The sequence below is a fragment of the Pseudomonas sp. TWR2-1-1 genome, assembly GCF_049897045.1.
Taxonomy (GTDB): Bacteria; Pseudomonadota; Gammaproteobacteria; order Pseudomonadales; family Pseudomonadaceae; genus Aquipseudomonas; species Aquipseudomonas versuta.
Map to the genome: position 1 here is coordinate 60417 of NZ_JAFCVM010000011.1, position 21077 is coordinate 81493.

Here is a 21077-nt window from a genome sequence, read left to right on the forward strand (position 1 = left end):
ACCTATTTTAAACGCAACAAACAACAGATTGATCGAAGATATAAGTACACATCAAGCAAACTACAAAGCTCATCATATTAAAAAGAATAACACTGCAATGCGCGCAATAAAGTTTGGCATCTGTTCGCAAGCGTTACTGCCCTGCCAACAGATTAAAGCCGGGGCACACTACACATAACATGACCCTGTTGTGTATGAAGCGCACAAAAATTGATGCTTCGGGCAACCAGGGCACGCGCGCTTTTTTGAGGTTAGTTTACGGGTATGAAGTCAATACCCGTGATGCGGACGCACCCAATAGACATTTCTGAGAGTGCCTGCGCGAAGGCTCGATCAGAGCCAAGGCCTGAGGCTATTTTTGCTAGCCGAATGGCTCTAGCAACAAACTGCTCCCTGCGCGCTAGCCTCCCTGACCGGATCCAGGAATTGGACACTGCAGGACTTCTGTGTTTTTTGCCGCAACGCAAAAAGGACCCGAAGGTCCTGTTTTCTTGCTCTATCGAATTGCCGTGAATTCGTAGAGCTATGTTTGGAGCGGGAAACGAGACTCGAACTCGCGACCCCGACCTTGGCAAGGTCGTGCTCTACCAACTGAGCTATTCCCGCGTCTTGGTGCCGGGCATTCTACAGGGATCGAAGAATGCGTCAAGCCATTGATTCAAAAAGTTTTATTTATTTGGTCGAGGTGGTCTTCAAATGCGGCCAGGCGGCTCGCAAATATTGAACCATCGACCACAACGTCAGCCCTGCCGCAACCAGCAGCAGTGCATAACCCACCACCACCCAGAAGCTGAAGCCGGACGGATTGGCCAGCAGGATGATCAACGCCAGCATTTGCGCCGCAGTCTTCCATTTGCCCATATTGGACACGGCAACCTGTGCCCGTGCGCCCAGCTCTGCCATCCATTCACGCAGCGCAGAAATCACGATTTCGCGGCCGATGATCACTGCAGCAGGCAGGGTCAGCCACACATTGTGATGTTCCTGCACCAGCAAGACCAAGGCCACAGCCACCATCAGCTTGTCTGCTACAGGGTCAAGGAAGGCGCCAAACGGGGTGCTTTGCTCCAGCCGTCTCGCCAGGTAACCATCAAGCCAGTCCGTCGCCGCCGCAAATGCGAAGACAGAACTGGAGGCCACATAGCTCCAGCTGTAGGGCAGATAGAACAACAGAATGAAGAAAGGAATCAGCAGAACGCGTAGAACGGTGATCAAATTAGGGATATTCATCGGCACAACTGGCTACGAGGTGAGGGGGCAGTCTACTCGGTGTTGCGGTCTGAAAGACAAATTCTAGGACCATTCCCGGTGCATGTCTAACGGAGTTCCAACACGAGTCTGATTATGTGACAGACCCCAACCATACCAGAATCGGCTGCCCTGCTGAGCAGCCAGTTTGAGCGACAAGGGCACGGTTGAGGTCTTGTGAAGAGAACCGGGGGCCAAGGGATATTTATTCACTGTGCAGATTCGCATAAATCAGCTCGGCGAGCTTTTTACTGATCCCGGGGGCCTTGGCGATCTCTTCGATGCTGGCGCGAGTCAGCTCCTGCAGCCCGCCGAAATGCTTCAACAAGTCGCGGCGACGGGTCGGCCCTACTCCGGCTATGCCTTCCAGGGTTGAGGTGCGACGGGTTTTGCCACGTCGCGCACGGTGCCCGGTAATGGCGAAGCGGTGTGCTTCGTCACGGATTTGCTGGATCAAATGCAAGGCCGGATCATCACCCTTCAAGGTGAATTCATGGGCCGCGTCATTCAAATAGAGGGTTTCGAAGCCTGCTTTGCGGGTTGTGCCCTTGGCCACACCGAGCAGAATCAGGTCTGGAATTGCCAATTCATTGATGACATCGCGAGCCATCGACAACTGCCCCTTGCCGCCATCGACCAACAGGATGTCTGGCAGCTTGCCCTCACCCTCCTTCAGCCGGCTGAAACGGCGCATCAGTGCCTGATGCATGGCGCCATAGTCATCACCGGGTGTCACACCCTCGATGTTAAAACGCCGGTAATCCGACTTGATCGGGCCTTCGGGACCGAATACCACGCAGGAAGCGACCGTTGCTTCGCCACTGGAATGACTGATGTCATAGCACTCGAGCCGCTGCGGGATCTCATCGAGCTTGAGTACTTTTGCCAGCGCTTCAAAACGTGCTGCCACATGCAAGCGGTTGGCCAGACGGGCCCCCAGGGCCTGTTCGGCATTGGTCACAGCCAGTTGCTGCCAGCGGGCACGGGTGCCGCGCACACGGTAACTGATAGCCAGTTCACGGCCGCGCAAGGCCTCAATTGCATCAATGATCGCATCGAAACTTTCATGCTCGACATTAACAATCAGCTCGCTCGGCAGATCGCGCTCAGGGCTACTGATGTAGTACTGCCCGAGGAAAGCCGCCATCACTTCGCCAACATCCTCCTCAATACCCACCTGGGGGAAGAAGTTCTTGCTGCCCAGCACTCGTCCGCCCCGCACATTGATTAAATGCACACAAGCGCCGCCCGGGTTGACGAACGCGGCGATGACATCGACATCCCCGTTGCCGCCTTCCATGCTTTGCTGATCCTGAACCCGGCGCAGCAGCGATATCTGGTCACGCACTTCGGCTGCGCGCTCAAAGTCCAGGGTGCTGGCGGCTTGCTCCATGGCGCTGTTCAACTCGTCGGTCAGCGCACTGCTGCGGCCTTCAAGGAACATCACTGAGTGGCGCACATCTTCGGCATACACGTCGGGATCCACCAGCCCGACGCAAGGGCCTTTGCAGCGCTTGATCTGATACTGCAAGCAAGGACGCGTGCGGTTCTTGAAGTAGCTGTCTTCGCACTGGCGCACCATGAAGGTTTTTTGCAGGATGCTCAGGCTTTCGCGAATGGCGCCGGCGCTAGGGTAAGGTCCGAAATACTTGCCCTTCAGTTTTTTGGCGCCACGATGAATGCTCAGGCGCGGGTACTGGCCGTCCGACAGAAACACATAGGGATAGGATTTGTCGTCACGCAACAGAATGTTGTACGGCGGGCGCCACTCTTTGATCAGCGTCTGCTCAAGTAGCAGTGCCTCGGTTTCGTTGGCGGTAATAGTGGTTTCAATTTGCGCTATACGCCCGACCAGCGCCGCAGTTTTAGGCGCCAGGCCGGTTTTACGAAAGTAGCTGGCCAGGCGCTTTTTAAGGTTCTTGGCTTTACCCACGTAAAGCAGACGGGCATCGGCATCAAACATGCGATACACACCGGGCCGACCACTGCAGGTCGAAAGAAACGCACTTGCATCGAACTTGTCAGTCATCGTTAACCAGCATCTACCATGCCGTGACGAACAGCCAGCAGGGCCAGTTCAACATCACTTTTGACTGAAAGCTTCTCGAAAATCCGATAGCGATAGGTATTGACCGTTTTGGGCGACAGGCAGAGCTTGTCAGAAATGACTTGAACCTTCTGGCAGCCGACAATCATCAACGCAATCTGGATTTCCCGCTCTGACAAGGCGTCAAACGGAGAGTCGCTGGCAGGCTGGAAAGATTTGAGCGCGAGCTGCTGAGCCACTTGCGGGCTGATATAGCGTTGACCGGCGAATACCAGGCGAATGGCCTGGACCATTTCTGCCAGCCCTGCCCCCTTGGTCATATAGCCAGCAGCACCGGCCTGCAGCAGGCGTGTCGGGAACGGGTCCTCTTCACACACGGTGACGGCAACCACCTTGATGTCAGGGTGGCTGCGCATCATTTTGCGGGTAGCTTCGAGGCCGCCAATACCGGGCATTTTGACATCCATCAAGACCACATCCGGTTTCAGCTCACGTGCCTTGAGCAGCGACTCCTCTCCAGACTCGGCTTGACCGACCACCTGCAGGCCATCGATATCGGCCAGCATTCTGGTGATCCCTGTACGCACAAGATCGTGGTCATCGACCACTAGAACCCGAATCAAGTCGATACCTCGCAAATTTTTGGTCTTGGCTGATTGTCGACACCTTAGCAAAAAACTGTTGGGCCAACCTACCTATCATGAGCCTGCAATCCATAGCCAAACCCTAAAAACCTGTAAACCCGACGCCTTGCAGGCTTCAAAAGCGCTGAGCGCCAATGGTTGCGAACCATTCATCGACCAGGCGTCACTGCCTCATCAATAGCCTTCGCAGCTCGTATCCATAGCAATTTTTGATTGAACACCTCAGCCGGTCTCGCGTAAGCTCCCTCCACTCATCGGAGACAGCACATGTTGCATCACGCCACCACAGACATTTGTAAGACCACCCGCGAAACACGCGTGGCCGAATCTGTGTGCGCGAACGCTGCACGATTTTATTTTGGGTATTGGTTTAGCCACTGGCGCGCCTGATACCCACACGGCGCCCACTACTTTAGGGGTCGCCTGCCAGAGAATTCTCACCCCCGGTCGGCTTCCCGACCGGGGGTTTTGTTTTTTCAGGCCCCACACATTATTTATTGAAGGAATTACCCCATGAACTACGTCACTTATTACCGCTTCGACCTTTGCACTGCATGGCGATTTATCAGCCGCCGTTCGGGACAGTCTGCCGCCTCCGAACGGACCCACATCGGTGGCACGCATGCACTCACAGCCAGTCTGGCCAATTGTCGAACACCCCAGTAGGGCTGCGCGCGCGGATCAATCCGCCGCCTGCCCAGGAAGCACACCATGAACACCTCCATCTCTGCTCTGCCGGTCCATCTCGCCCCTGCAACGGTATTGACCCAACGCCTGCCCAGCGCAGCGCAACTCAAGCAGCAGTTGCCCCTCAGCAACGCTCTTGCACGCCAGGTCAGCCAGCAACGCCAGGCCATACGCGCCATCTTGAACGGTGACGACTCCCGTTTGCTGATAGTGGTCGGCCCCTGCTCTATCCATGACCCGCTCGCCGCACTCGAATACGCCAGCAACCTTGCAGCTCTTGCCCACGATCTGCGCGATGACATGCTGCTGGTGATGCGCGCCTACATCGAAAAACCACGCACGACCGTTGGCTGGAAAGGCCTGGCCTACGACCCGCACCTGGATGGCAGCGATGACATGGCCCACGGCCTCACCCTCTCGCGTGAACTGATGCTCGAAATGCTGGGCATGGGCCTGCCGATTGCTACAGAACTATTGCAACCCATAGCCGCCGGCTACTTCGACGACCTGCTGGGCTGGGTGGCCATTGGCGCACGCACCACCGAATCGCAAATTCACCGCGAGATGGCCAGCGGCCTTGCTCTGCCCGTAGGGTTCAAAAACGGTACTGACGGTGGCGTGGCAATTGCCAGTGATGCCATGCGCTCTGCCGCCCATGGCCATCGCCACTTCGGGGTCGACAGCCAGGGCCATCCGGCAATCGTCCAGACACCCGGCAACCCCGACACCCATCTGGTTCTGCGCGGTGGCCACAGCGGCCCGAACTACGACCGCAGCAGCGTGGCCAAGGCCCGGGCCGGGCTTGAGAAAAATGCCATACCCGCCCGGTTGATGGTCGACTGCAGCCACGCCAACAGCGGCAAGGACCCACTGCGCCAGCCCGAGGTGTTTAATGACGTGCTCGCTCAGCGCCTGGAAGGCGACCGTTCGCTGATCGGCATGATGCTCGAAAGCCACCTGTTCGAAGGCTGCCAGCCCTTGAGCGCAACCATGCGTTACGGCGTCTCCGTGACCGACGGTTGCCTGGGCTGGGATGCGACCGAACAATTGCTGCGCGGCGCAGCCGGGAAATTGCAGGCACAGCGCCAATCCGCCAGGGCTATCGCTTAAGAGATCGGGGGGCGGCTGCGAAATGCCACCCCCATCAACTTTTGCCAGGAAAAAACCTGTTGAATCCGGTAGGCTCAGCACTTTCTTGAAAGGAGTACTTCCCCATGGCCAAAGCCACTGCCCGTCACATCCTCGTTGCCAGCGAAGACAAGTGCAACGAACTGAAAGCACAAATCGAAGGCGGCGCTGATTTCGCCGAAGTCGCAAAAGCCAACTCCACTTGCCCGTCCAGCCGTCAAGGCGGCGATCTGGGTTCTTTCGGCCCGGGCCAAATGGTCAAGGAATTCGACACTGTCGTTTTCAGCGCGCCAATCAACGTGGTGCAAGGCCCGGTTAAAACCCAGTTCGGCTACCACCTGCTGGAAGTCACCAGCCGCCAGGACTGATCCCGGCCCTGCGTGAAAACGGCCCGCCTTTTGGCGGGCCGTTTCGTATCCGCGATTGCAAACCTCGTGCTACGTTTCCTCATCCACGAATCCATCGTGTCTCACCTGAGGAATTGATCATGAGCCTTGAGGGTAAAACTGCACTGGTTACCGGTTCCACCAGCGGCATCGGCCTGGGCATCGCACAGAGTCTGGCCCGGGCTGGCGCCGACCTGATACTCAACGGTTTTGGCGACGCCAGCAAAGTCGTTGCCGAGCTGGAGCAATTCGGTGGCAAGGTTGGCCATCATCCGGCAGATGTCAGTGACCCCGCGCAAATCGCCGACATGCTCAGCTATGCCGAACGCGAATTCGGCGGCATCGACATTCTGGTCAATAACGCTGGTATTCAACATGTCTCAAGCGTTGAAGAGTTCCCGGTAGAACGCTGGGACTCAATCATCGCGATCAACCTGTCTGCGGTATTTCACAGCACCCGCCTTGCCTTGCCGGGCATGCGCAAACGCGGCTGGGGCCGCATCGTCAATATTGCCTCGGTGCATGGCCTGGTTGGCTCGGTCGGCAAAGCGGCTTATGTGGCAGCCAAACATGGCGTGATCGGCCTGACCAAAGTCGTGGGCCTTGAAACCGCCACCAGCAACATCACCTGCAACGCGATTTGCCCTGGCTGGGTGCTGACCCCGCTGGTCCAGAAACAGATTGATCAGCGTATCAGCCAGGGTATCGACCCCTATCAGGCGCAACACGACCTGCTGGCGGAGAAGCAACCCTCGCTGGAGTTCGTCACCCCGCCGCAACTGGGTGAGCTGGTGCTGTTTTTATGCAGCGAGGCCGGCAGCCAGGTACGCGGCGCAGCGTGGAATGTCGATGGAGGCTGGCTGGCGCAGTAACCCTGCACATTACTGCACTCCCGACATGCAAAAATGCACACCAGCCCTGCACTTATCAGGGTTGTACAGTGCAAATTTGCACTGTTAGCATCGACTATCGTTCGCCCGCGAACACCCCTAATAACAAGACAAAGCAGGGAGTTAGTGATGACTGCTCAGGTTTCATCCTCACCGACACAGGATATCGAGCCGGCTCAAAGCACGGTCCTGGCCCAGGTACGCAACCATATTGGCCACCTGACCCTGAACCGCCCCGGCGGCCTCAACGCCATTGACCTGGATATGGTGCGCAGCCTTCAGCAGCATCTTGATGCATGGGCTCAGGATTCAACAATCAAGGCTGTCGTGTTGCGTGGAGCAGGTGAAAAAGCCTTCTGTGCCGGTGGCGACATTCGCTCGTTGTATGACAGCTACAAGAGCGGTGGCAGCCTGCATACCACCTTTTTTGAAGAAGAGTACGCCCTCGACCTGACCCTGCATCACTACGCCAAACCGGTACTCGCGCTGATGGACGGCTACGTCCTGGGCGGCGGCATGGGCCTGGCCCAGGGCGCAGATCTGCGGCTGGTAACAGAGCGCAGCCGCCTGGCAATGCCCGAAGTCGCGATCGGTTATTTTCCGGACGTCGGTGGCAGCTACTTCCTGACCCGAGCCCCCGGCCAGCTGGGCACCTACCTGGGGGTCAGCGGTGTCCAGATCCGCGCCAGTGATGCACTGTATTGCGGCCTTGCCGACGGGTACACCGAAAGCGCCAGACTGCCTGAGCTGGATCAAAGCCTCGACTCGCTGCAATGGCATCAAACCCCGCTTGAAGACCTCCAGCAACTGCTGGCCACTTTCGCCGTGCAAACGTTGCCCGACGCTCCGCTGGCCAAATTACGCCCCTTGATTGATCAGGTTTTCGCCCTCGACAGCGTGCCCGCCATCGTCGCCGGCCTGCGCGCGGTAACAGCTCCCGAAAGCCGGGCATGGGCACTTGAAACCGCCGACCTGCTACAGACGCGCTCGCCATTGGGCATGGCTGTGACCCTGCAGATGCTGCGCTATGGCCGCGAACTCAAACTTGAACAGTGCTTTGCCCTTGAACTGCATCTTGACCGCCAGTGGTTTGATCGCGGCGATCTGATCGAAGGCGTACGCGCGCTGATTATCGACAAGGACAAGACCCCGCACTGGAACCCGGCCACCCTCGACGAACTTGATCCGGCCCATGTGGCCAGCTTCTTCACCCACTTCAAACAGCAAGGAGTCTGAGCCATGCAAGACCTCGAACTGACAGAAGAACAAGTGATGATCCGCGACATGGCCCGAGACTTTGCCCGTCGCGAAATAGCCCCCCACGCCCAGGCCTGGGAAAAGGCCGGCTGGATCGACGACGCACTGGTCTCCAAGATGGGCGAACTCGGCCTTCTGGGCATGGTGGTGCCCGAAGAATGGGGCGGCACCTACGTCGACTACGTGGCTTACGCCCTGGCTGTCGAAGAGATTTCTGCCGGTGATGGTGCTACGGGCGCACTGATGAGCATCCACAACTCGGTTGGCTGCGGCCCCATCCTCAAATATGGCAGTCAGGCGCAGAAAGAAACCTGGCTGGCGGACCTTGCAAGCGGCCAGACCATCGGCTGTTTCTGCCTGACCGAACCCCAGGCCGGATCGGAAGCGCACAACCTGCGCACCCGCGCCGAGTTGCGTGACGGTCAATGGGTAATCAACGGCGCCAAACAATTCGTCAGCAATGGCAGACGCGCAAAACTGGCCATTGTGTTTGCCGTCACCGATCCGCAACTGGGCAAAAAAGGCCTCTCGGCATTCCTGGTGCCCACCGACACTCCCGGCTTTATCGTCGACCGTACCGAACACAAAATGGGCATCCGCGCCTCGGACACCTGTGCGGTCACGTTAAGCAACTGCACGGTCCCTGAGGCCAACTTGCTGGGTGAGCGCGGCAAAGGCCTGGCAATCGCCCTGTCCAACCTTGAAGGCGGCCGCATAGGCATTGCAGCGCAAGCACTGGGTATTGCCCGTGCAGCGTTTGAAGCAGCACTGGGGTACGCCCGTGACCGGGTGCAGTTCGACAAAGCGATCATCGAACACCAGAGCGTCGCCAACATGCTGGCCGACATGCAAACCCGGCTCAACGCGGCACGGCTGCTGATCCTGCATGCAGCCCGACTGCGCAGCGCGGGCAAACCCTGCCTGTCAGAGGCCTCGCAAGCCAAGCTGTTTGCCTCGGAAATAGCCGAATTTGTGTGCTCCAAAGCCATACAGATCCATGGTGGCTATGGCTACCTCGAGGACTATCCGGTGGAGCGCTACTACCGCGACGCGCGAATCACCCAGATCTATGAAGGATCGAGCGAGATTCAACGCATGGTCATCGCGCGGGAGCTGAAGAACTATCTCATTTGACAAAAACCCCGTAGGAGCGAGCTTGCTCGCGAGCCTTTAACGCTCGCGAGCAAGCTCGCTCCTACAGGGGGTTGGTGTCGTTATCCGGTGGAGCGTTACTAAATCCGGACCCATGAAGGATCGAGCAAGACTCAACACATGGCCATCGCCCGGGCGCTGAAGAACTGTCTGATCTGACAACAAACCTGTAGGAGCGAGCTTGCTCGCGAGTCTTTAAAGCTCGCGAGCAAGCTCGCTCCTACAGGGGGGGGTTACTGGTTTTTAAACTGCGCTTCGCGCTTGCCGACGAACGCTGCCATGCCTTCTTTCTGATCGTGGGTGGCAAACAGCGAGTGGAATACCCGGCGCTCAAAGCGCACGCCTTCCGACAAGCTGACTTCGAATGCACGGTTGACGCTTTCTTTGGTCAGCATCAGCACCGGCAGCGATTTTTTGGCAATGGTTGCTGCAACTTTCAAGGCTTCTTCCAGCAGTTCATCCACCGGCACTACGCGGGCCACCAGACCTGAACGCTCAGCTTCTTCAGCACCGATCAAACGCCCGCTGAGGCACATTTCCATCGCCTTGGCCTTGCCCACTGCACGGGTAAGGCGCTGGGTTCCGCCCATGCCCGGCAGCACCCCGAGATTGATTTCCGGCTGCCCGAATTTGGCGTTGTCGCCCGCCAGTATAAAGTCGCACATCATCGCCAGTTCACAGCCGCCGCCCAAAGCAAAACCGGCGACTGCCGCAATGATCGGCTTGCGTCGTGTTGCCACTCGATCACTGTCCGAGAACAGGTCTTCCAGATAGATTTGCGGGTAGGTCAGGTCGGCCATTTCCTTGATGTCTGCGCCCGCAGCAAAGGATTTTTTTGAACCGGTGATAACGATGCAGCCAATTGCGTTATCGGCTTCCAGCTTGTCCAGCGCATGGTTCACTTCACTGATCAGTTGCGCATTCAGGGCGTTGAGCGCCTGCGGCCGGTTCAGCGTAATCAGGCCAACATGCCCGTGTATGTCCAGCAGAATGGTTTCGTAGCTCATCGTTCAGGTCCTCAATTCAAAGATTGCGTGCAATAACCATGCGCTGGATATCGCTGGTGCCTTCGTAGATCTGGCATACCCGCACATCGCGATAGATCCGCTCCAGCGGGAAGTCGTTCAGGTAGCCATAACCGCCCAGGGTTTGCAACGCCCGGGAACACACGCGCTCGGCCATTTCCGAGGCGAACAGTTTGGCCTGTGATGCCTCGACCAGCGCCGATTGCCCGCTGTCACGCAGAGCAGCGGCGTAGCGCACCATTTGCCGGGCCACGGCGATTTCGGTGGCCATGTCTGCCAGGCGAAAAGCGACCGCCTGATGCTCAATCAGCGGCTGACCGAATGTCACGCGCTCGCGGGCATAGTCGCGGGCAGCCTCAAAGGCTGCGCGAGCCATGCCGACGGCTTGTGAGGCAATCCCGATGCGACCGCCCTCCAGGTTACCCAGGGCAATCTTGTAGCCCTGCCCTTCTTCCCCCAGGCGGTTGGCCAGCGGAACTTTCAGGTCAGTGAACAGAATCTGACAGGTGTCCGATGCGTGCTGACCCAGCTTGTCTTCAACCCGCGCCACGCTGTAGCCCGGGGAATCCGTGGGCACGATAAAGGCCGTGATTCCGCGTTTACCCGCGGCAGGATCTGTAACGGCAAACACAATCACTACACCGGCATTTTGCCCCGAGGTGATGAACTGTTTGCAGCCGTTGAGCACGTAATGGTCGCCTTCACGGCGAGCCCGGGTTTTCAGGTCGCTGGCATCAGAGCCGGCTTGCGGCTCGGTCAGGGCAAAGGCACCCAGCATTGCACCACTGGCCAGCGGCACAAGAAACTCGCGTTTCTGCTGCTCGGTGCCGTACTTGAGAATCGGCACACAACCCACCGAGTTGTGCACGCTCATGATCGTCGAACAGGAGCCATCGCCAGCGGCAATTTCTTCCAGGGCCATGGCGTAAGCCTGATAGCCCGTATCACAACCGCCCCACTCTTCCGGCACCAGCATGCCGAAGAAACCCAGCTCGGCCATCTCGTTAATGGCCTCGCGCGGGAAGCGATGCTGCTTGTCCCACTCGGCCGCAAACGGCTTCAAACGTTCTTGGGCAAACTGCTGCGCCGCGTCGCGAATTTGTAATTGTTCTGATGTGGCAAGCATAGGAATTCCTTAGTACACACATTCAACGGCAATGGCCGTCGCTTCACCGCCGCCAATGCAGATCGCTGCGACGCCACACTTGAGGTGCTGCTGGCGCAGGGCAGAAATCAGAGTCACCAGAATCCGCGCCCCTGAAGCACCAATCGGGTGGCCCAGGGCACAGGCGCCGCCGTAGATATTGACCTTGCTGTGGGGGATCTGCAGCTCACTCATGGTCACCAGACTGACCACCGCAAAGGCTTCGTTGATTTCAAACAGGTCGACATCACCCAGGTTCCAGCCGGTCTTGGTCATCAGCCGTTTGATCGCGCCCACAGGTGCCGTGGGGAATAGTCCGGGCTCGTCGGCAAAGGCCGCATGGCCGTGGATGACCGCCAATGGTTTGAGACCGCGTTTTTGCGCTTGCGAGCTGCGCATCAATACCAGGGCCGCCGCACCGTCGGAAATAGAACTGGAGTTGGCCGCAGTCACCGTTCCGCCGTCACGGAAGGCCGGCTTCAAGGTCGGGATTTTTGCCGGATTGGCTTTGGGCGGCTGCTCGTCATCACTGATCAGGCGCTGCTCTTTGCCGACAGTCACCGCCACCGGCACGATCTCGGCACTAAAACGGCCATCCTTGATCGCTTGCTGCGCGCGGGTCAGCGAAGCCACGGCAAAAGCGTCCTGGGCTTCACGGGTAAAGCCATGAGCCTGGGCGCAATCTTCAGCAAAAGTGCCCATCAGGCGACCACGATCGTAAGCGTCTTCCAGACCATCGAGAAACATGTGGTCCAGCACCCGGCCGTGACCCATGCGGTAACCGCTGCGGGCACGGTCGAGCAAATAAGGCGCGTTGGACATGCTCTCCATGCCGCCCGCCACCACCACATCGACACTGCCGGCCAGCAGCCGGTCGTGCCCCAGAATGGTGGCCTCCATACCCGAGCCACACATCTTGTTCAGGGTGGTGCAACGCGTGCCCTTGTCCAGGCCTGCCCCCAGGGCGGCCTGGCGGGCAGGCGCCTGACCGAGACCGGCCGACAGCACGCAACCGAACAACACTTCTTCCACGCCATCGGGCGCCACGCCTGCGCGTTCGACCGCTGCGCGTATGGCAGCGGCACCCAGTTGCGGTGCCGTCAGACCTTTAAAGTCGCCCTGAAAACCGCCCATGGGCGTACGCGCGACACTCACAATGACGACTGGATCGTTGGTAATTGTCATTTCATACCTCTTATTTGGCGGCCATGCGCAAGGCGCCGTCGAGACGGATCACCTCGCCATTGAGCATGCTGTTTTCAATGATGTGGCGCACCAGCGAGGCGTATTCGTCCGGTTTGCCCAACCGCGGCGGGAACGGCACGCCAGCCGCGAGCGATGCACGCACTTCGGGTGTCATGCCAGCCATCATCGGGGTTTCAAAAATGCCCGGGGCGATGGTCATCACCCGAATGCCGAAACGCGCCAATTCGCGGGCGGCAGGCAAGGTCAAACTGGCGATTGCACCTTTGGAAGCGGCATAGGCTGCCTGGCCGATCTGGCCATCAAAGGCCGCTACTGACGCGGTATTGATGATCACGCCGCGTTCACCCTGTGCATCGGCAGTGGCTTGAGCAATCGCATCGGCTGCCAGGCGCAACATATTGAAACTGCCGATCAGGTTGACGTTGATGACCTGGCTAAAGCTTTCCAGGGCATGGGGGCCATTTTTGCCGAGGATCTTTTCGCCGCGCACAATGCCCGCACAATTGATCAGCCCGTTAACTGCGCCGAAGGCCGTAACCGTGGCCTCAACCGCCGCCTGTGCTGCGCCTTCCTGGCTGATATCGGCTACTGCGCTCCGCGCCTGGCTGCCCAGCCTGGTCGCCTGGGCGGCCACGGCATCGGCGTTCATGTCCACCAGCATCACCCGGGCACCGGCCTTGACCAGCATCTCGGCCGTTGCCGCGCCCAGCCCCGATGCACCACCGGTGACGATAAAAACCTTGTTCTCGATTTGCATGATATGTCCTGAAATTCAAGCCTGACGATTAAGCCGTGACCCTGGCGCTTGCGGCCAGTTCAGCCTTGGCGATTTCCTGATTGCGCAAAATAAAGCGCTGCAGTTTGCCGCTCGGGGTTTTCGGTAACTCGCTGACAAATTCGATTTCACGGGGATAGGCATGCGCCGCCAGACGCTGGCGTACATGCAGGCGCAGGGTCTCAGCCAGTTGGGCGTCGCCCAGATATTGCGGGTTGAGCACCACGAAGGCTTTGACCAGTTCGGTACGCTGCGGGTCCGGTTTGCCCACCACGGCGGCTTCGACCACCGCAGGGTGTTCGATCAGGGCGCTTTCGACATCGAAAGGCCCGACCCGATAACCGGAAGTGGTGATCACATCGTCACTGCGGCCGACAAAACTGATGCTGCCATCCGGGTTCAACTCCACGGTGTCGCCGCTCAAGTAGTAGTTGCCGACAAACGCCTTGGTATTGAACCCCTGGTAGCCGGCGAACCAGCACATTGGCGACTGGCTGCGGTCGACGGCCAGAATTCCCGGCTGGCCGACCGGCAGCTCCTGATGGTTGTCATCGAGCACCACAATCCGGTGCCCAGGCGAAGCGAAGCCGGCGGCGCCCATGTGCACCGGATGATCCAGGCCGTGGTGATTGCACAGCACCATGCCGACTTCGGTCTGGCCGTAGTGATCATGGATGGTGACGTTGAGCTCATCGGCAAACCAGCGAATCACTTCCGGGTTCAGCGGTTCACCGGCGCTGCTGACGGCACGCAACTGGCCTTTGACCTTGCTCGAGAATGCACTGCCGGCGGCAATCAGCATGCGATATGCCGTGGGCGAGCCGGTGAGGTTGGTGATGCCGTATTTTTTGATCACCCGACAGGTGCTTTCAACCGTGAACGGGCCATCGTAGAAAGTGATGGGATGGCCCATCGACAGGGGCCCGGCAATCCCGAAGTAAATGCCGTAGGCCCATCCCGGATCGGCCAGGTTCCAGAACGAATCTTCAGGGCGCAGATCCACCGCGTCGCGGGTATAGCTCTGGAACGCGACGATCGCCTTGAGCGGTACCAGAAGCGGTTTCGCCGGCCCGGTAGTACCCGAGGTGAACATCAGCAAAAACGGGTCTTCGCCAGTCAGCATTAGCGGTTCACAAACCGGCGGGTAGTTATCCAGCTCGGCCCAGAAACTGAAATCACCGCGAACCAGGCCCTGCCCTTTGGCCCCGGCCACCGTGACAATCGGCGGGCAAGCATTGACTTCGTTGAGTTTGGGACGGTTCACCGCATCGGTCACCACCAGCGCCGCCCCCGAACTGTTGAGGCGGTGTTCGATGGCCTTGGGGCCGAACGCAGTAAACAGGGGCTGGTAGATGGCGCCGATTCGCCAGGCGGCGAAGGCCACGACCAGAAGTTCGACATTACGTGGCAGCAAGCCCGCGACTTTGTCGCCGCGCTTGACGCCCTGAGCCAGCAAAAAGTTGGCAAAGCGTGCTGCCTGCTCCTGTAACCGGGTGAAAGTATAGGTCGCGTCGGTGGCGTCGCGCCCCTCCCAGAACAGGGCAATACGACCCGGCAAGGCATGGCGGTCGCAGCACTCGACACATGCATTGAGTGCCGTTAAATGGCCGGCCAGTGCGTCCGTCACCGTACGCTGGTAATCAAAATCAGCCATCGTGGTCTGATAGTCGCGCATCAGCAGAATCCCTCGGTCTTTATTTTTAGGATGGGAACCGTGAAAAATCCTGCTGATCATCGCCTTGCGAGGGCTGCGCAACAATAGTCAAACCGCTCAAGCTGAGTGACTGCTTTGGCCAATGCGTTACCGGGTTCGCAGGTACTCCTGCACTGCCGCCTGATCGCCGGCGAAGACAATGCGCGAACCTTTTTTCTCGCGCTGAAAGGCATACATCGGGTCGTAATATTCGCGCAGCAACGCTTCGATCCAGACCCGGTGCAGGTCCACCGCCCCGCAACTCGCCTGCTCTTGCAGCGCAGCCTCCATCACTGCCCGCAAACGCTGATGCCGCTCACCGCCCAGACGGCGCTGAATATTGGCCAGGCTTTCGAGCAGGCGTTGCGAAAACAGGCTGAAGCCGTGGTCACCGTTTTTCGCAGTGAATTCGGCGCTCAGCTCCACCACGTAGTCACGCAAAATGCGCTCGACGCGGCTTTCAAGGCTGTCTTCAAGCCAGACCATCGGGGCATCTTGCATGCGCTGATACAAGGGCAAGGGCAACGCGCAACTGCCCACCGTGCGGCTTTCATCTTCCAGCACGAAGCGCTCGTGGCCGCTGGCGCGTTTTTTCAACACATCGATTGCCAGACGGTTTTCGAAGTCGATATTGGAGGGCTGGCCAGTCGCACGCTTGCCGAAGCTTGAACCCCGGTGATTGGCGTGCCCTTCCAGATCCAGGGCATTGTCGAGCTGCACCAGCACGTCGGTTTTACCGGTGCCGGTCATCCCGCCCAGCACGATCAGTTCGCACTGCTGCACAGCGTCGTCGACGGTCTGGATCAGGAACGCACGCAATGCCTTGTAGCCGCCGGTAACGCGCGGATAGTCGATCCCTGCATCCTGTTTGAGCCATTGCTGGACGATTTGCGAGCGCATGCCGCCGCGAAAGCAATACAGGCAACCGTCGGGATTGGCGCGGGCAAAGTCGGCCCAGGCCTCTAGACGCTCGGCTTTGGTCTGGCCCGACACCAGTTGGTGGCCCAACAGCACGGCGGCCTGCTGACCCTGCTGCTTGTAGCAGGTGCCAACGCGCTCACGCTCGTGATCGTTCATCAATGGCAGGTTGACCACGCCAGGGAAGGCGCCTTTGTTGAATTCGATCGGCGCGCGGGTGTCCATCATCGGCCGGTCATTAAGGAACAGATCGCGGAAGTCGGTTACGTCATGAGCCATCATGACACCTCAACCGCGTACGTCTGTCGCTCAACCAGTTGGCCGATGGACTCCAGCTCCAGCCCGTGCTCGCGAGCCATCTCCAGGAACGCCTGATCGCCCTGCGGGCTGACGGCCACCAGCAGTCCACCGCTGGTTTGCGGATCACACAGCACCAGCTTGTGCAGTTGTTGCAGCGGCGCAAGCTTGCTCGCGTAACTGTCGAAATTGCGCAAGGTGCCGCCGGGCACACAGCCTTGTTCCAGGTAGTACTCGACCGAGGCCAGTTGCGGCACTTTGGCGTACTGGATTTTCGCTGTCAGGTTGCTGCCATCGGCCATTTCCACCAAATGCCCGAGCAGGCCGAAACCGGTGACATCAGTCATCGCCTTGACCCCTTCGAGTTTGGCGAACTGGCTGCCGATCCTGTTAAGGGTGCACATCCAGTCCCGTGCCACGCCGACGTCTTCGCTGCGCAGCTTGCCCTTTTTCTCGGCAGTGGTAAGGATGCCGATCCCCAGGGGCTTGGTGAGGTACAACAGGCAACCGGCGACGGCCGTGTCGTTGCGCTTCATGTGGCGCTTGTTGACCACACCGGTCACCGCCAGCCCGAAAATCGGTTCCGGGGTGTCAATGGAGTGACCGCCAGCCAGCGGAATCCCCGCTTCATCGCATACCGCGCGGCCACCGCGAATCACTTCGCGGGCCACTTCTGGCGGCAACAAATGAACCGGCCAGCCCAAAATCGCAATCGCCATTAAGGGATCGCCGCCCATCGCGTAGATGTCACTGATGGCATTGGTGGCTGCAATCCGCCCGAAATCATAAGGGTCATCAACGATGGGCATAAAAAAGTCAGTGGTCGAAACCACGCCGCGCTCGTCATCCAGCGCATAGACCGCTGCATCGTCGCGGGAGGCATTGCCTACCCAGAGCTTGGGGTCAAGATTTTGCGCTCCGCTGCCGGCAAGGATTACTTCCAGTACCTGAGGCGAAATCTTGCAGCCACAGCCCGCACCGTGGCTGTACTGGGTCAGACGAATCGGCTCGCTCATGGGTACCTCTGGTCAATGTCAAAGCGCCAGATACTAGCAGAGCGGGCACCGGCAGGTGTTCACAATGCCCGCCGCGCTCGCGGACCAAGGCACTTTCAGCCGGTTAACGGCATCGCGGGGCCCGCCCGCGCCTGCCTGTTTTCAGGTCAGTGCTGATGACCGGCATGCTGAAAATCGACCGGCGAGTCACATATGTAGTGCCTTAAAATAAACACTACATATGTATTGACGACGCGCTTTTCCCCCAGCATGATGCAGACGTCTTCCCCACCGGAAGCGCTGGAAAGGGTTGTTGTAAGCATGTTCGACGAGCTGTCGAGCTGTTCCGGGATAGGTACTGCCCACAAGGCAGAATTGATGAAGCTGACCTGGCTTGATCGTCCATGTTCAGGGCGTGAGTTGCTAGCGAAACGACTTCAAGGCGCTTGTGGATGATGTGTCATGTCACCCCTTGCATCCTGGTTAACGCTGCTCTCCCTCGCTGTACGCTGTTTGTGTAGTGCTTTGAATTACGACTACACAGGACGAACTCAAGACCGGATCTGCTTTAGATGGACACTACGTAGCGCTGCAGGTGCAGTTGCGCGAATCAATTAGACAGATCAACAAGTGGTCAAGGAGTTAGCTATGAACCTGAATAATCAACCGACTGTTAATGAGCTGGCTCGACTGTTCGCCGCCCAGAAAGACACGCTGAACGACCACATTCTGTGGATCAGCGAAGCCGGTGATGTACGCATCGACCCTGTCGCTGCCTGCAAGGAAGAAACCGAATTCGAGAAGGACCGCCCACAAATGCGTGCCCATCTCAAAATGTACCGCCGTGGCCAGGGCTACGTGGGCAAAAAGGCCGCCGCCGATACCGACTACATGGCGCGCGTTCTGCAAACCCTGACCCTGACCTGGGAGAAGGCTCAAACAGCCCCTGCACTGGTCAAAGTTAACAGCTACAGCTGATAACCTTCGGTAATGTAAAAAGCCCCGGATAATCTCCGGGGCTTTTTTATTGTCGATGTTTAGACCGCGGCTTCCAGCTCGGGCACCGCTTCGAACAAGTCCGCCACCAGACCGTAATCAGCCACCTGGAAGATCGGTGCTTCTTCGTCCTTGTTGATCGCAACGATCACTTTGGAATCTTTCATGCCGGCCAGATGCTGGATCGCGCCGGAAATACCCACCGCGATGTACAGCTGTGGCGCGACAATTTTGCCGGTCTGGCCGACCTGCATGTCGTTCGCCACAAAACCTGCGTCAACCGCCGCACGAGAGGCGCCGACACCTGCACCCAACTTGTCGGCCAGGGCGTACAGGTATTTGAAATTGTCACCGTTCTGCATTCCACGACCGCCGGAAACGACGATTTTGGCAGCGGTCAGTTCGGGACGGTCCGACTTGGCCAGTTCTTCGCCAACAAACGACGAAGTGCCTGCATCGTGAACCGCTGCAACCGCTTCAACCACTGCCGAACCACCTTGTGCGGCAACCGGGTCGAAACCGGTGGCGCGGACGGTGATCACTTTGACTGGCGCAGTGGACTGTACGGTAGCAATGGCGTTACCGGCATAGATCGGACGCGTGAAGGTGTCAGCGCTTTCAACCGAGATGATCTCGGAGATCTGGTCGACGTCCAGCTGCGCAGCAACACGCGGCAGGATGTTTTTACCGTTGGAGGTGGCGGCAGCCAGGATGTGGCTATAGCCCTTGCCCCCCGCCCCTTGAACAAGAGCGGCTACCAGCGGAGCAACGTTTTCCGGCAGCTGGTGGGCGTAAGCCGCGTTGTCAGCAACCAGTACTTTAGCCACACCGGCGATTTGCGCGGCCGCTTCAGCCACAGCACCAATGCCCTGGCCTGCAACCAGAACGTGAACATCGGCCGCTATTTTCAGGGCTGCAGCCACCGTATTTAATGTCGCCGGAGCAATGCCGGTAGCGTCGTGTTCTGCGATTACCAAGATAGTCATGATTAAGCTCTCCAATTCAGAGCACCTTCGCTTCGTTTTTCAGTTTCTCGACCAGTTCAGCCACCGACTTGACCTTGATGCCGGCGCTGCGTGCAGCCGGCGCTTCAACTTTCAGGGTCTTGTTGGTCGAAGCGGTCGAAACACCCAACGCGTCTGGCGTCAGCACTTCAAGCGGCTTCTTCTTGGCCTTCATGATGTTTGGCAGAGACGCATAGCGCGGCTCGTTCAAACGCAGGTCGGTGGTGATGATGGCCGGCAAGCTCAGCGAAACAGTTTGCGCGCCGCCGTCGACTTCACGGGTCACGGCAACCTTGTCGCCCGCAACGATAACTTTCGAAGCGAAGGTGCCCTGACCGTAACCGGTCAGCGCAGCCAGCATCTGGCCAGTCTGGTTGTTGTCGCTGTCGATGGCCTGTTTGCCCAGGATCACCAGTTGCGGCTGTTCCTTGTCGACCACGGCCTTGAGCAGCTTGGCCACGGCCAGCGAGGTCAGGTCTTCGGCGGATTCGACGAGGATGGCGCGATCGGCACCCAGCGCCAGCGCGGTACGCAGCTGTTCCTGAGCCGTGGTCGGGCCGATGGAGACGACGACGATTTCAGTCGCAACACCTTTTTCTTTCAGGCGTACGGCTTCTTCCACAGCGATTTCGCAGAAGGGGTTCATCGACATCTTGACGTTGGCCAGGTCAACGCCGGAGTTGTCCGCCTTGACGCGAACCTTGACGTTGTAATCGACCACTCGTTTGATACAGGCCAGCACCTTCATTATTTCTCCCCCGATGGGTATTGGTACGCCAGCTTACCGTGCAGGCATGAGCGCGCGTATCGACCATTCGGGTTAGACCATGGTGCCTAGCGCGGCATGTAGTCGCGCTGCCAGCGCCGGGGTATCTTCAACGACAGCAGGCCCAGAACGGTGGCAAAACCCGCGCTGAACAGCATGGCTTTGAGCCCGAAGTGCGCCTCCAGCAGAGCCCCCATCACCGCGCCCAGCAACATTCCCGTCCAGGGCACCAGCTGCACCCGCCAGCCACTGTGCCGCTCACCCAGCATCCAGCGCCCCAGCCCGCGGCCAAAACGCGACAACGCCCCGGTCACATAGGTCAGCCCCACCGGCAAACCGTTAACCTGCTCCACGGCCGCATTCAGCATGCCCATTGCCAGAATCGCCGCCAGCAACGCCGGGACCCGGGTATCAAACGGCAGCAGCGCCGCCGTGCACAACAATCCTGCAATCACCAGCAATAAAGGCAACGCTCGCCGCCCGCTTAAACGCCCCAGTAAAACCCCCAATGCGTTGCCCGCAATAAAAGCCAGCACGGCAAAGACCAGGCGTATCGCCATGGACATATCACCCTCGCCTATCGCGACCGCCATTCGGGTCGTGTTGCCGCTCATGAACGAGACAAAATCGCCGGTAGCCAGAAAACCGATGGCGTCGGTCATGCCCGCCAGCACTGACAAACTGGCAACCAGCCCCAGCCCCACCCGGCCGCGCCACACACGCACACGCAGGTGAAGGGGGTTGCCGGACCTTCTAAGTGGCACAGGAAGCATTGATCGAGCCCTCGGCTTAAATTGTAAGAAAATTCCCATATAGCCC

At 58.7% G+C, this 21077-nt stretch carries 19 protein-coding genes and 1 tRNA gene; 6 read left to right on the forward strand and 14 right to left on the reverse strand.

Going from position 1 to position 21077, the window contains the following annotated elements; translation table 11 throughout:
• Positions 1-530: 530 nt before the first annotated feature.
• The 4 genes from ACP7BO_RS22000 to gacA form a co-directional block, all read right to left on the reverse strand.
• Positions 531-606, reverse strand: a tRNA-Gly gene (locus ACP7BO_RS22000).
• A 66-nt stretch (positions 607-672) separates the two neighbouring features.
• On the reverse strand, positions 673-1230 hold the full coding sequence (pgsA, locus tag ACP7BO_RS22005) for a CDP-diacylglycerol--glycerol-3-phosphate 3-phosphatidyltransferase (protein ID WP_060691696.1): 558 nt from the start codon (positions 1228-1230) through the stop codon (positions 673-675).
• Positions 1231-1453: 223 nt separating this feature from the next.
• Positions 1454-3277: an excinuclease ABC subunit UvrC gene (uvrC, locus tag ACP7BO_RS22010; RefSeq protein WP_073510894.1), complete on the reverse strand. Its 1824-nt coding sequence runs from the start codon at positions 3275-3277 to the stop codon at positions 1454-1456.
• Positions 3278-3279: 2 nt separating this feature from the next.
• On the reverse strand, positions 3280-3918 hold the full coding sequence (gene gacA / locus ACP7BO_RS22015) for a response regulator transcription factor GacA (RefSeq protein WP_397456465.1): 639 nt from the start codon (positions 3916-3918) through the stop codon (positions 3280-3282).
• Between the two features lie 732 nt (positions 3919-4650).
• Between gacA and ACP7BO_RS22020 the strand changes: the two genes are divergently transcribed.
• The 5 genes from ACP7BO_RS22020 to ACP7BO_RS22040 all read left to right on the forward strand — a co-directional run bounded on the left by ACP7BO_RS22020 (position 4651) and on the right by ACP7BO_RS22040 (position 9421).
• Complete coding sequence (locus ACP7BO_RS22020; protein WP_426212770.1) at positions 4651-5736, forward strand: 3-deoxy-7-phosphoheptulonate synthase; 1086 nt, start codon at positions 4651-4653, stop codon at positions 5734-5736.
• Positions 5737-5840: 104 nt separating this feature from the next.
• Positions 5841-6122, forward strand: a complete 282-nt coding sequence (locus ACP7BO_RS22025; protein ID WP_003445034.1) for a peptidylprolyl isomerase — start codon at positions 5841-5843, stop codon at positions 6120-6122.
• A 119-nt stretch (positions 6123-6241) separates the two neighbouring features.
• Complete coding sequence (hbdH, locus tag ACP7BO_RS22030) at positions 6242-7012, forward strand: 3-hydroxybutyrate dehydrogenase (RefSeq protein ID WP_082363665.1); 771 nt, start codon at positions 6242-6244, stop codon at positions 7010-7012.
• Between the two features lie 147 nt (positions 7013-7159).
• Positions 7160-8266: an enoyl-CoA hydratase/isomerase family protein gene (locus ACP7BO_RS22035; RefSeq protein WP_397456463.1), complete on the forward strand. Its 1107-nt coding sequence runs from the start codon at positions 7160-7162 to the stop codon at positions 8264-8266.
• Positions 8267-8269: 3 nt separating this feature from the next.
• On the forward strand, positions 8270-9421 hold the full coding sequence (locus ACP7BO_RS22040) for an acyl-CoA dehydrogenase family protein (protein WP_060691692.1): 1152 nt from the start codon (positions 8270-8272) through the stop codon (positions 9419-9421).
• 251 nt (positions 9422-9672) lie between these two features.
• Here the strand turns inward: ACP7BO_RS22040 and ACP7BO_RS22045 are convergent, their stop codons facing one another.
• The 7 genes from ACP7BO_RS22045 to selD form a co-directional block, all read right to left on the reverse strand.
• Entirely contained in the window at positions 9673-10446 is a 774-nt protein-coding gene (locus ACP7BO_RS22045; RefSeq protein ID WP_397456462.1) for an enoyl-CoA hydratase, read from the reverse strand.
• Positions 10447-10462: 16 nt separating this feature from the next.
• A complete protein-coding gene (locus tag ACP7BO_RS22050) occupies positions 10463-11590 on the reverse strand; it encodes an acyl-CoA dehydrogenase (RefSeq protein ID WP_426212771.1) in 1128 nt (375 codons plus the stop codon).
• 9 nt (positions 11591-11599) lie between these two features.
• Positions 11600-12793, reverse strand: a complete 1194-nt coding sequence (locus tag ACP7BO_RS22055; protein ID WP_397456459.1) for an acetyl-CoA C-acyltransferase — start codon at positions 12791-12793, stop codon at positions 11600-11602.
• A gap of 10 nt (positions 12794-12803) precedes the next feature.
• The gene (locus ACP7BO_RS22060; RefSeq protein ID WP_397456458.1) at positions 12804-13571 is read right to left on the reverse strand and encodes an SDR family NAD(P)-dependent oxidoreductase; all 768 of its coding nucleotides are present in this window, start codon (positions 13569-13571) and stop codon (positions 12804-12806) included.
• Positions 13572-13599: 28 nt separating this feature from the next.
• Positions 13600-15264, reverse strand: coding sequence for an AMP-binding protein (locus ACP7BO_RS22065; RefSeq protein ID WP_426212772.1), 1665 nt, complete (start codon positions 15262-15264; stop codon positions 13600-13602).
• Between the two features lie 126 nt (positions 15265-15390).
• Complete coding sequence (gene mnmH, locus ACP7BO_RS22070; protein WP_426212773.1) at positions 15391-16479, reverse strand: tRNA 2-selenouridine(34) synthase MnmH; 1089 nt, start codon at positions 16477-16479, stop codon at positions 15391-15393.
• Positions 16479-17513 carry a selenide, water dikinase SelD gene (gene selD / locus ACP7BO_RS22075; RefSeq protein ID WP_060691687.1) on the reverse strand — a complete coding sequence of 345 codons (1035 nt, stop codon included), beginning with the start codon at positions 17511-17513 and terminating at the stop codon, positions 16479-16481. Before selD ends, mnmH begins: the two co-directional genes overlap by 1 nt.
• A 627-nt stretch (positions 17514-18140) precedes the next feature.
• Between selD and ACP7BO_RS22080 the strand changes: the two genes are divergently transcribed.
• Entirely contained in the window at positions 18141-18470 is a 330-nt protein-coding gene (locus tag ACP7BO_RS22080; protein WP_060691686.1) for a hypothetical protein, read from the forward strand.
• Positions 18471-18529: 59 nt separating this feature from the next.
• On the opposite strand, the gene ACP7BO_RS22085 is transcribed toward ACP7BO_RS22080, so the two are convergent.
• The 3 genes from ACP7BO_RS22085 to ACP7BO_RS22095 all read right to left on the reverse strand — a co-directional run bounded on the left by ACP7BO_RS22085 (position 18530) and on the right by ACP7BO_RS22095 (position 21031).
• On the reverse strand, positions 18530-19474 hold the full coding sequence (locus ACP7BO_RS22085) for an electron transfer flavoprotein subunit alpha/FixB family protein (RefSeq protein ID WP_426212774.1): 945 nt from the start codon (positions 19472-19474) through the stop codon (positions 18530-18532).
• Positions 19475-19490: 16 nt separating this feature from the next.
• A complete protein-coding gene (locus ACP7BO_RS22090; RefSeq protein WP_397456454.1) occupies positions 19491-20240 on the reverse strand; it encodes an electron transfer flavoprotein subunit beta/FixA family protein in 750 nt (249 codons plus the stop codon).
• Between the two features lie 86 nt (positions 20241-20326).
• Positions 20327-21031, reverse strand: a complete 705-nt coding sequence (locus tag ACP7BO_RS22095) for a YoaK family protein (protein ID WP_060691683.1) — start codon at positions 21029-21031, stop codon at positions 20327-20329.
• Positions 21032-21077 lie beyond the last annotated feature (46 nt).

Bases quoted from the DNA above. Each gene is read 5' to 3' on its own strand.
- pgsA (WP_060691696.1), bottom strand. From the start codon at position 1,230: ATGAATATCCCTAATTTGATCACCGTTCTACGCGTTCTGCTGATTCCT.
- uvrC (WP_073510894.1), bottom strand. From the start codon at position 3,277: ATGACTGACAAGTTCGATGCAAGTGCGTTTCTTTCGACCTGCAGTGGT.
- ACP7BO_RS22020 (WP_426212770.1), top strand. From the start codon at position 4,651: ATGAACACCTCCATCTCTGCTCTGCCGGTCCATCTCGCCCCTGCAACG.
- ACP7BO_RS22025 (WP_003445034.1), top strand. From the start codon at position 5,841: ATGGCCAAAGCCACTGCCCGTCACATCCTCGTTGCCAGCGAAGACAAG.
- hbdH (WP_082363665.1), top strand. From the start codon at position 6,242: ATGAGCCTTGAGGGTAAAACTGCACTGGTTACCGGTTCCACCAGCGGC.
- ACP7BO_RS22035 (WP_397456463.1), top strand. From the start codon at position 7,160: ATGACTGCTCAGGTTTCATCCTCACCGACACAGGATATCGAGCCGGCT.
- ACP7BO_RS22040 (WP_060691692.1), top strand. From the start codon at position 8,270: ATGCAAGACCTCGAACTGACAGAAGAACAAGTGATGATCCGCGACATG.
- ACP7BO_RS22045 (WP_397456462.1), bottom strand. From the start codon at position 10,446: ATGAGCTACGAAACCATTCTGCTGGACATACACGGGCATGTTGGCCTG.
- ACP7BO_RS22050 (WP_426212771.1), bottom strand. From the start codon at position 11,590: ATGCTTGCCACATCAGAACAATTACAAATTCGCGACGCGGCGCAGCAG.
- ACP7BO_RS22055 (WP_397456459.1), bottom strand. From the start codon at position 12,793: ATGACAATTACCAACGATCCAGTCGTCATTGTGAGTGTCGCGCGTACG.
- ACP7BO_RS22060 (WP_397456458.1), bottom strand. From the start codon at position 13,571: ATGCAAATCGAGAACAAGGTTTTTATCGTCACCGGTGGTGCATCGGGG.
- ACP7BO_RS22065 (WP_426212772.1), bottom strand. From the start codon at position 15,264: ATGCGCGACTATCAGACCACGATGGCTGATTTTGATTACCAGCGTACG.
- mnmH (WP_426212773.1), bottom strand. From the start codon at position 16,479: ATGGCTCATGACGTAACCGACTTCCGCGATCTGTTCCTTAATGACCGG.
- selD (WP_060691687.1), bottom strand. From the start codon at position 17,513: ATGAGCGAGCCGATTCGTCTGACCCAGTACAGCCACGGTGCGGGCTGT.
- ACP7BO_RS22080 (WP_060691686.1), top strand. From the start codon at position 18,141: ATGAACCTGAATAATCAACCGACTGTTAATGAGCTGGCTCGACTGTTC.
- ACP7BO_RS22085 (WP_426212774.1), bottom strand. From the start codon at position 19,474: ATGACTATCTTGGTAATCGCAGAACACGACGCTACCGGCATTGCTCCG.
- ACP7BO_RS22090 (WP_397456454.1), bottom strand. From the start codon at position 20,240: ATGAAGGTGCTGGCCTGTATCAAACGAGTGGTCGATTACAACGTCAAG.
- ACP7BO_RS22095 (WP_060691683.1), bottom strand. From the start codon at position 21,031: ATGCTTCCTGTGCCACTTAGAAGGTCCGGCAACCCCCTTCACCTGCGT.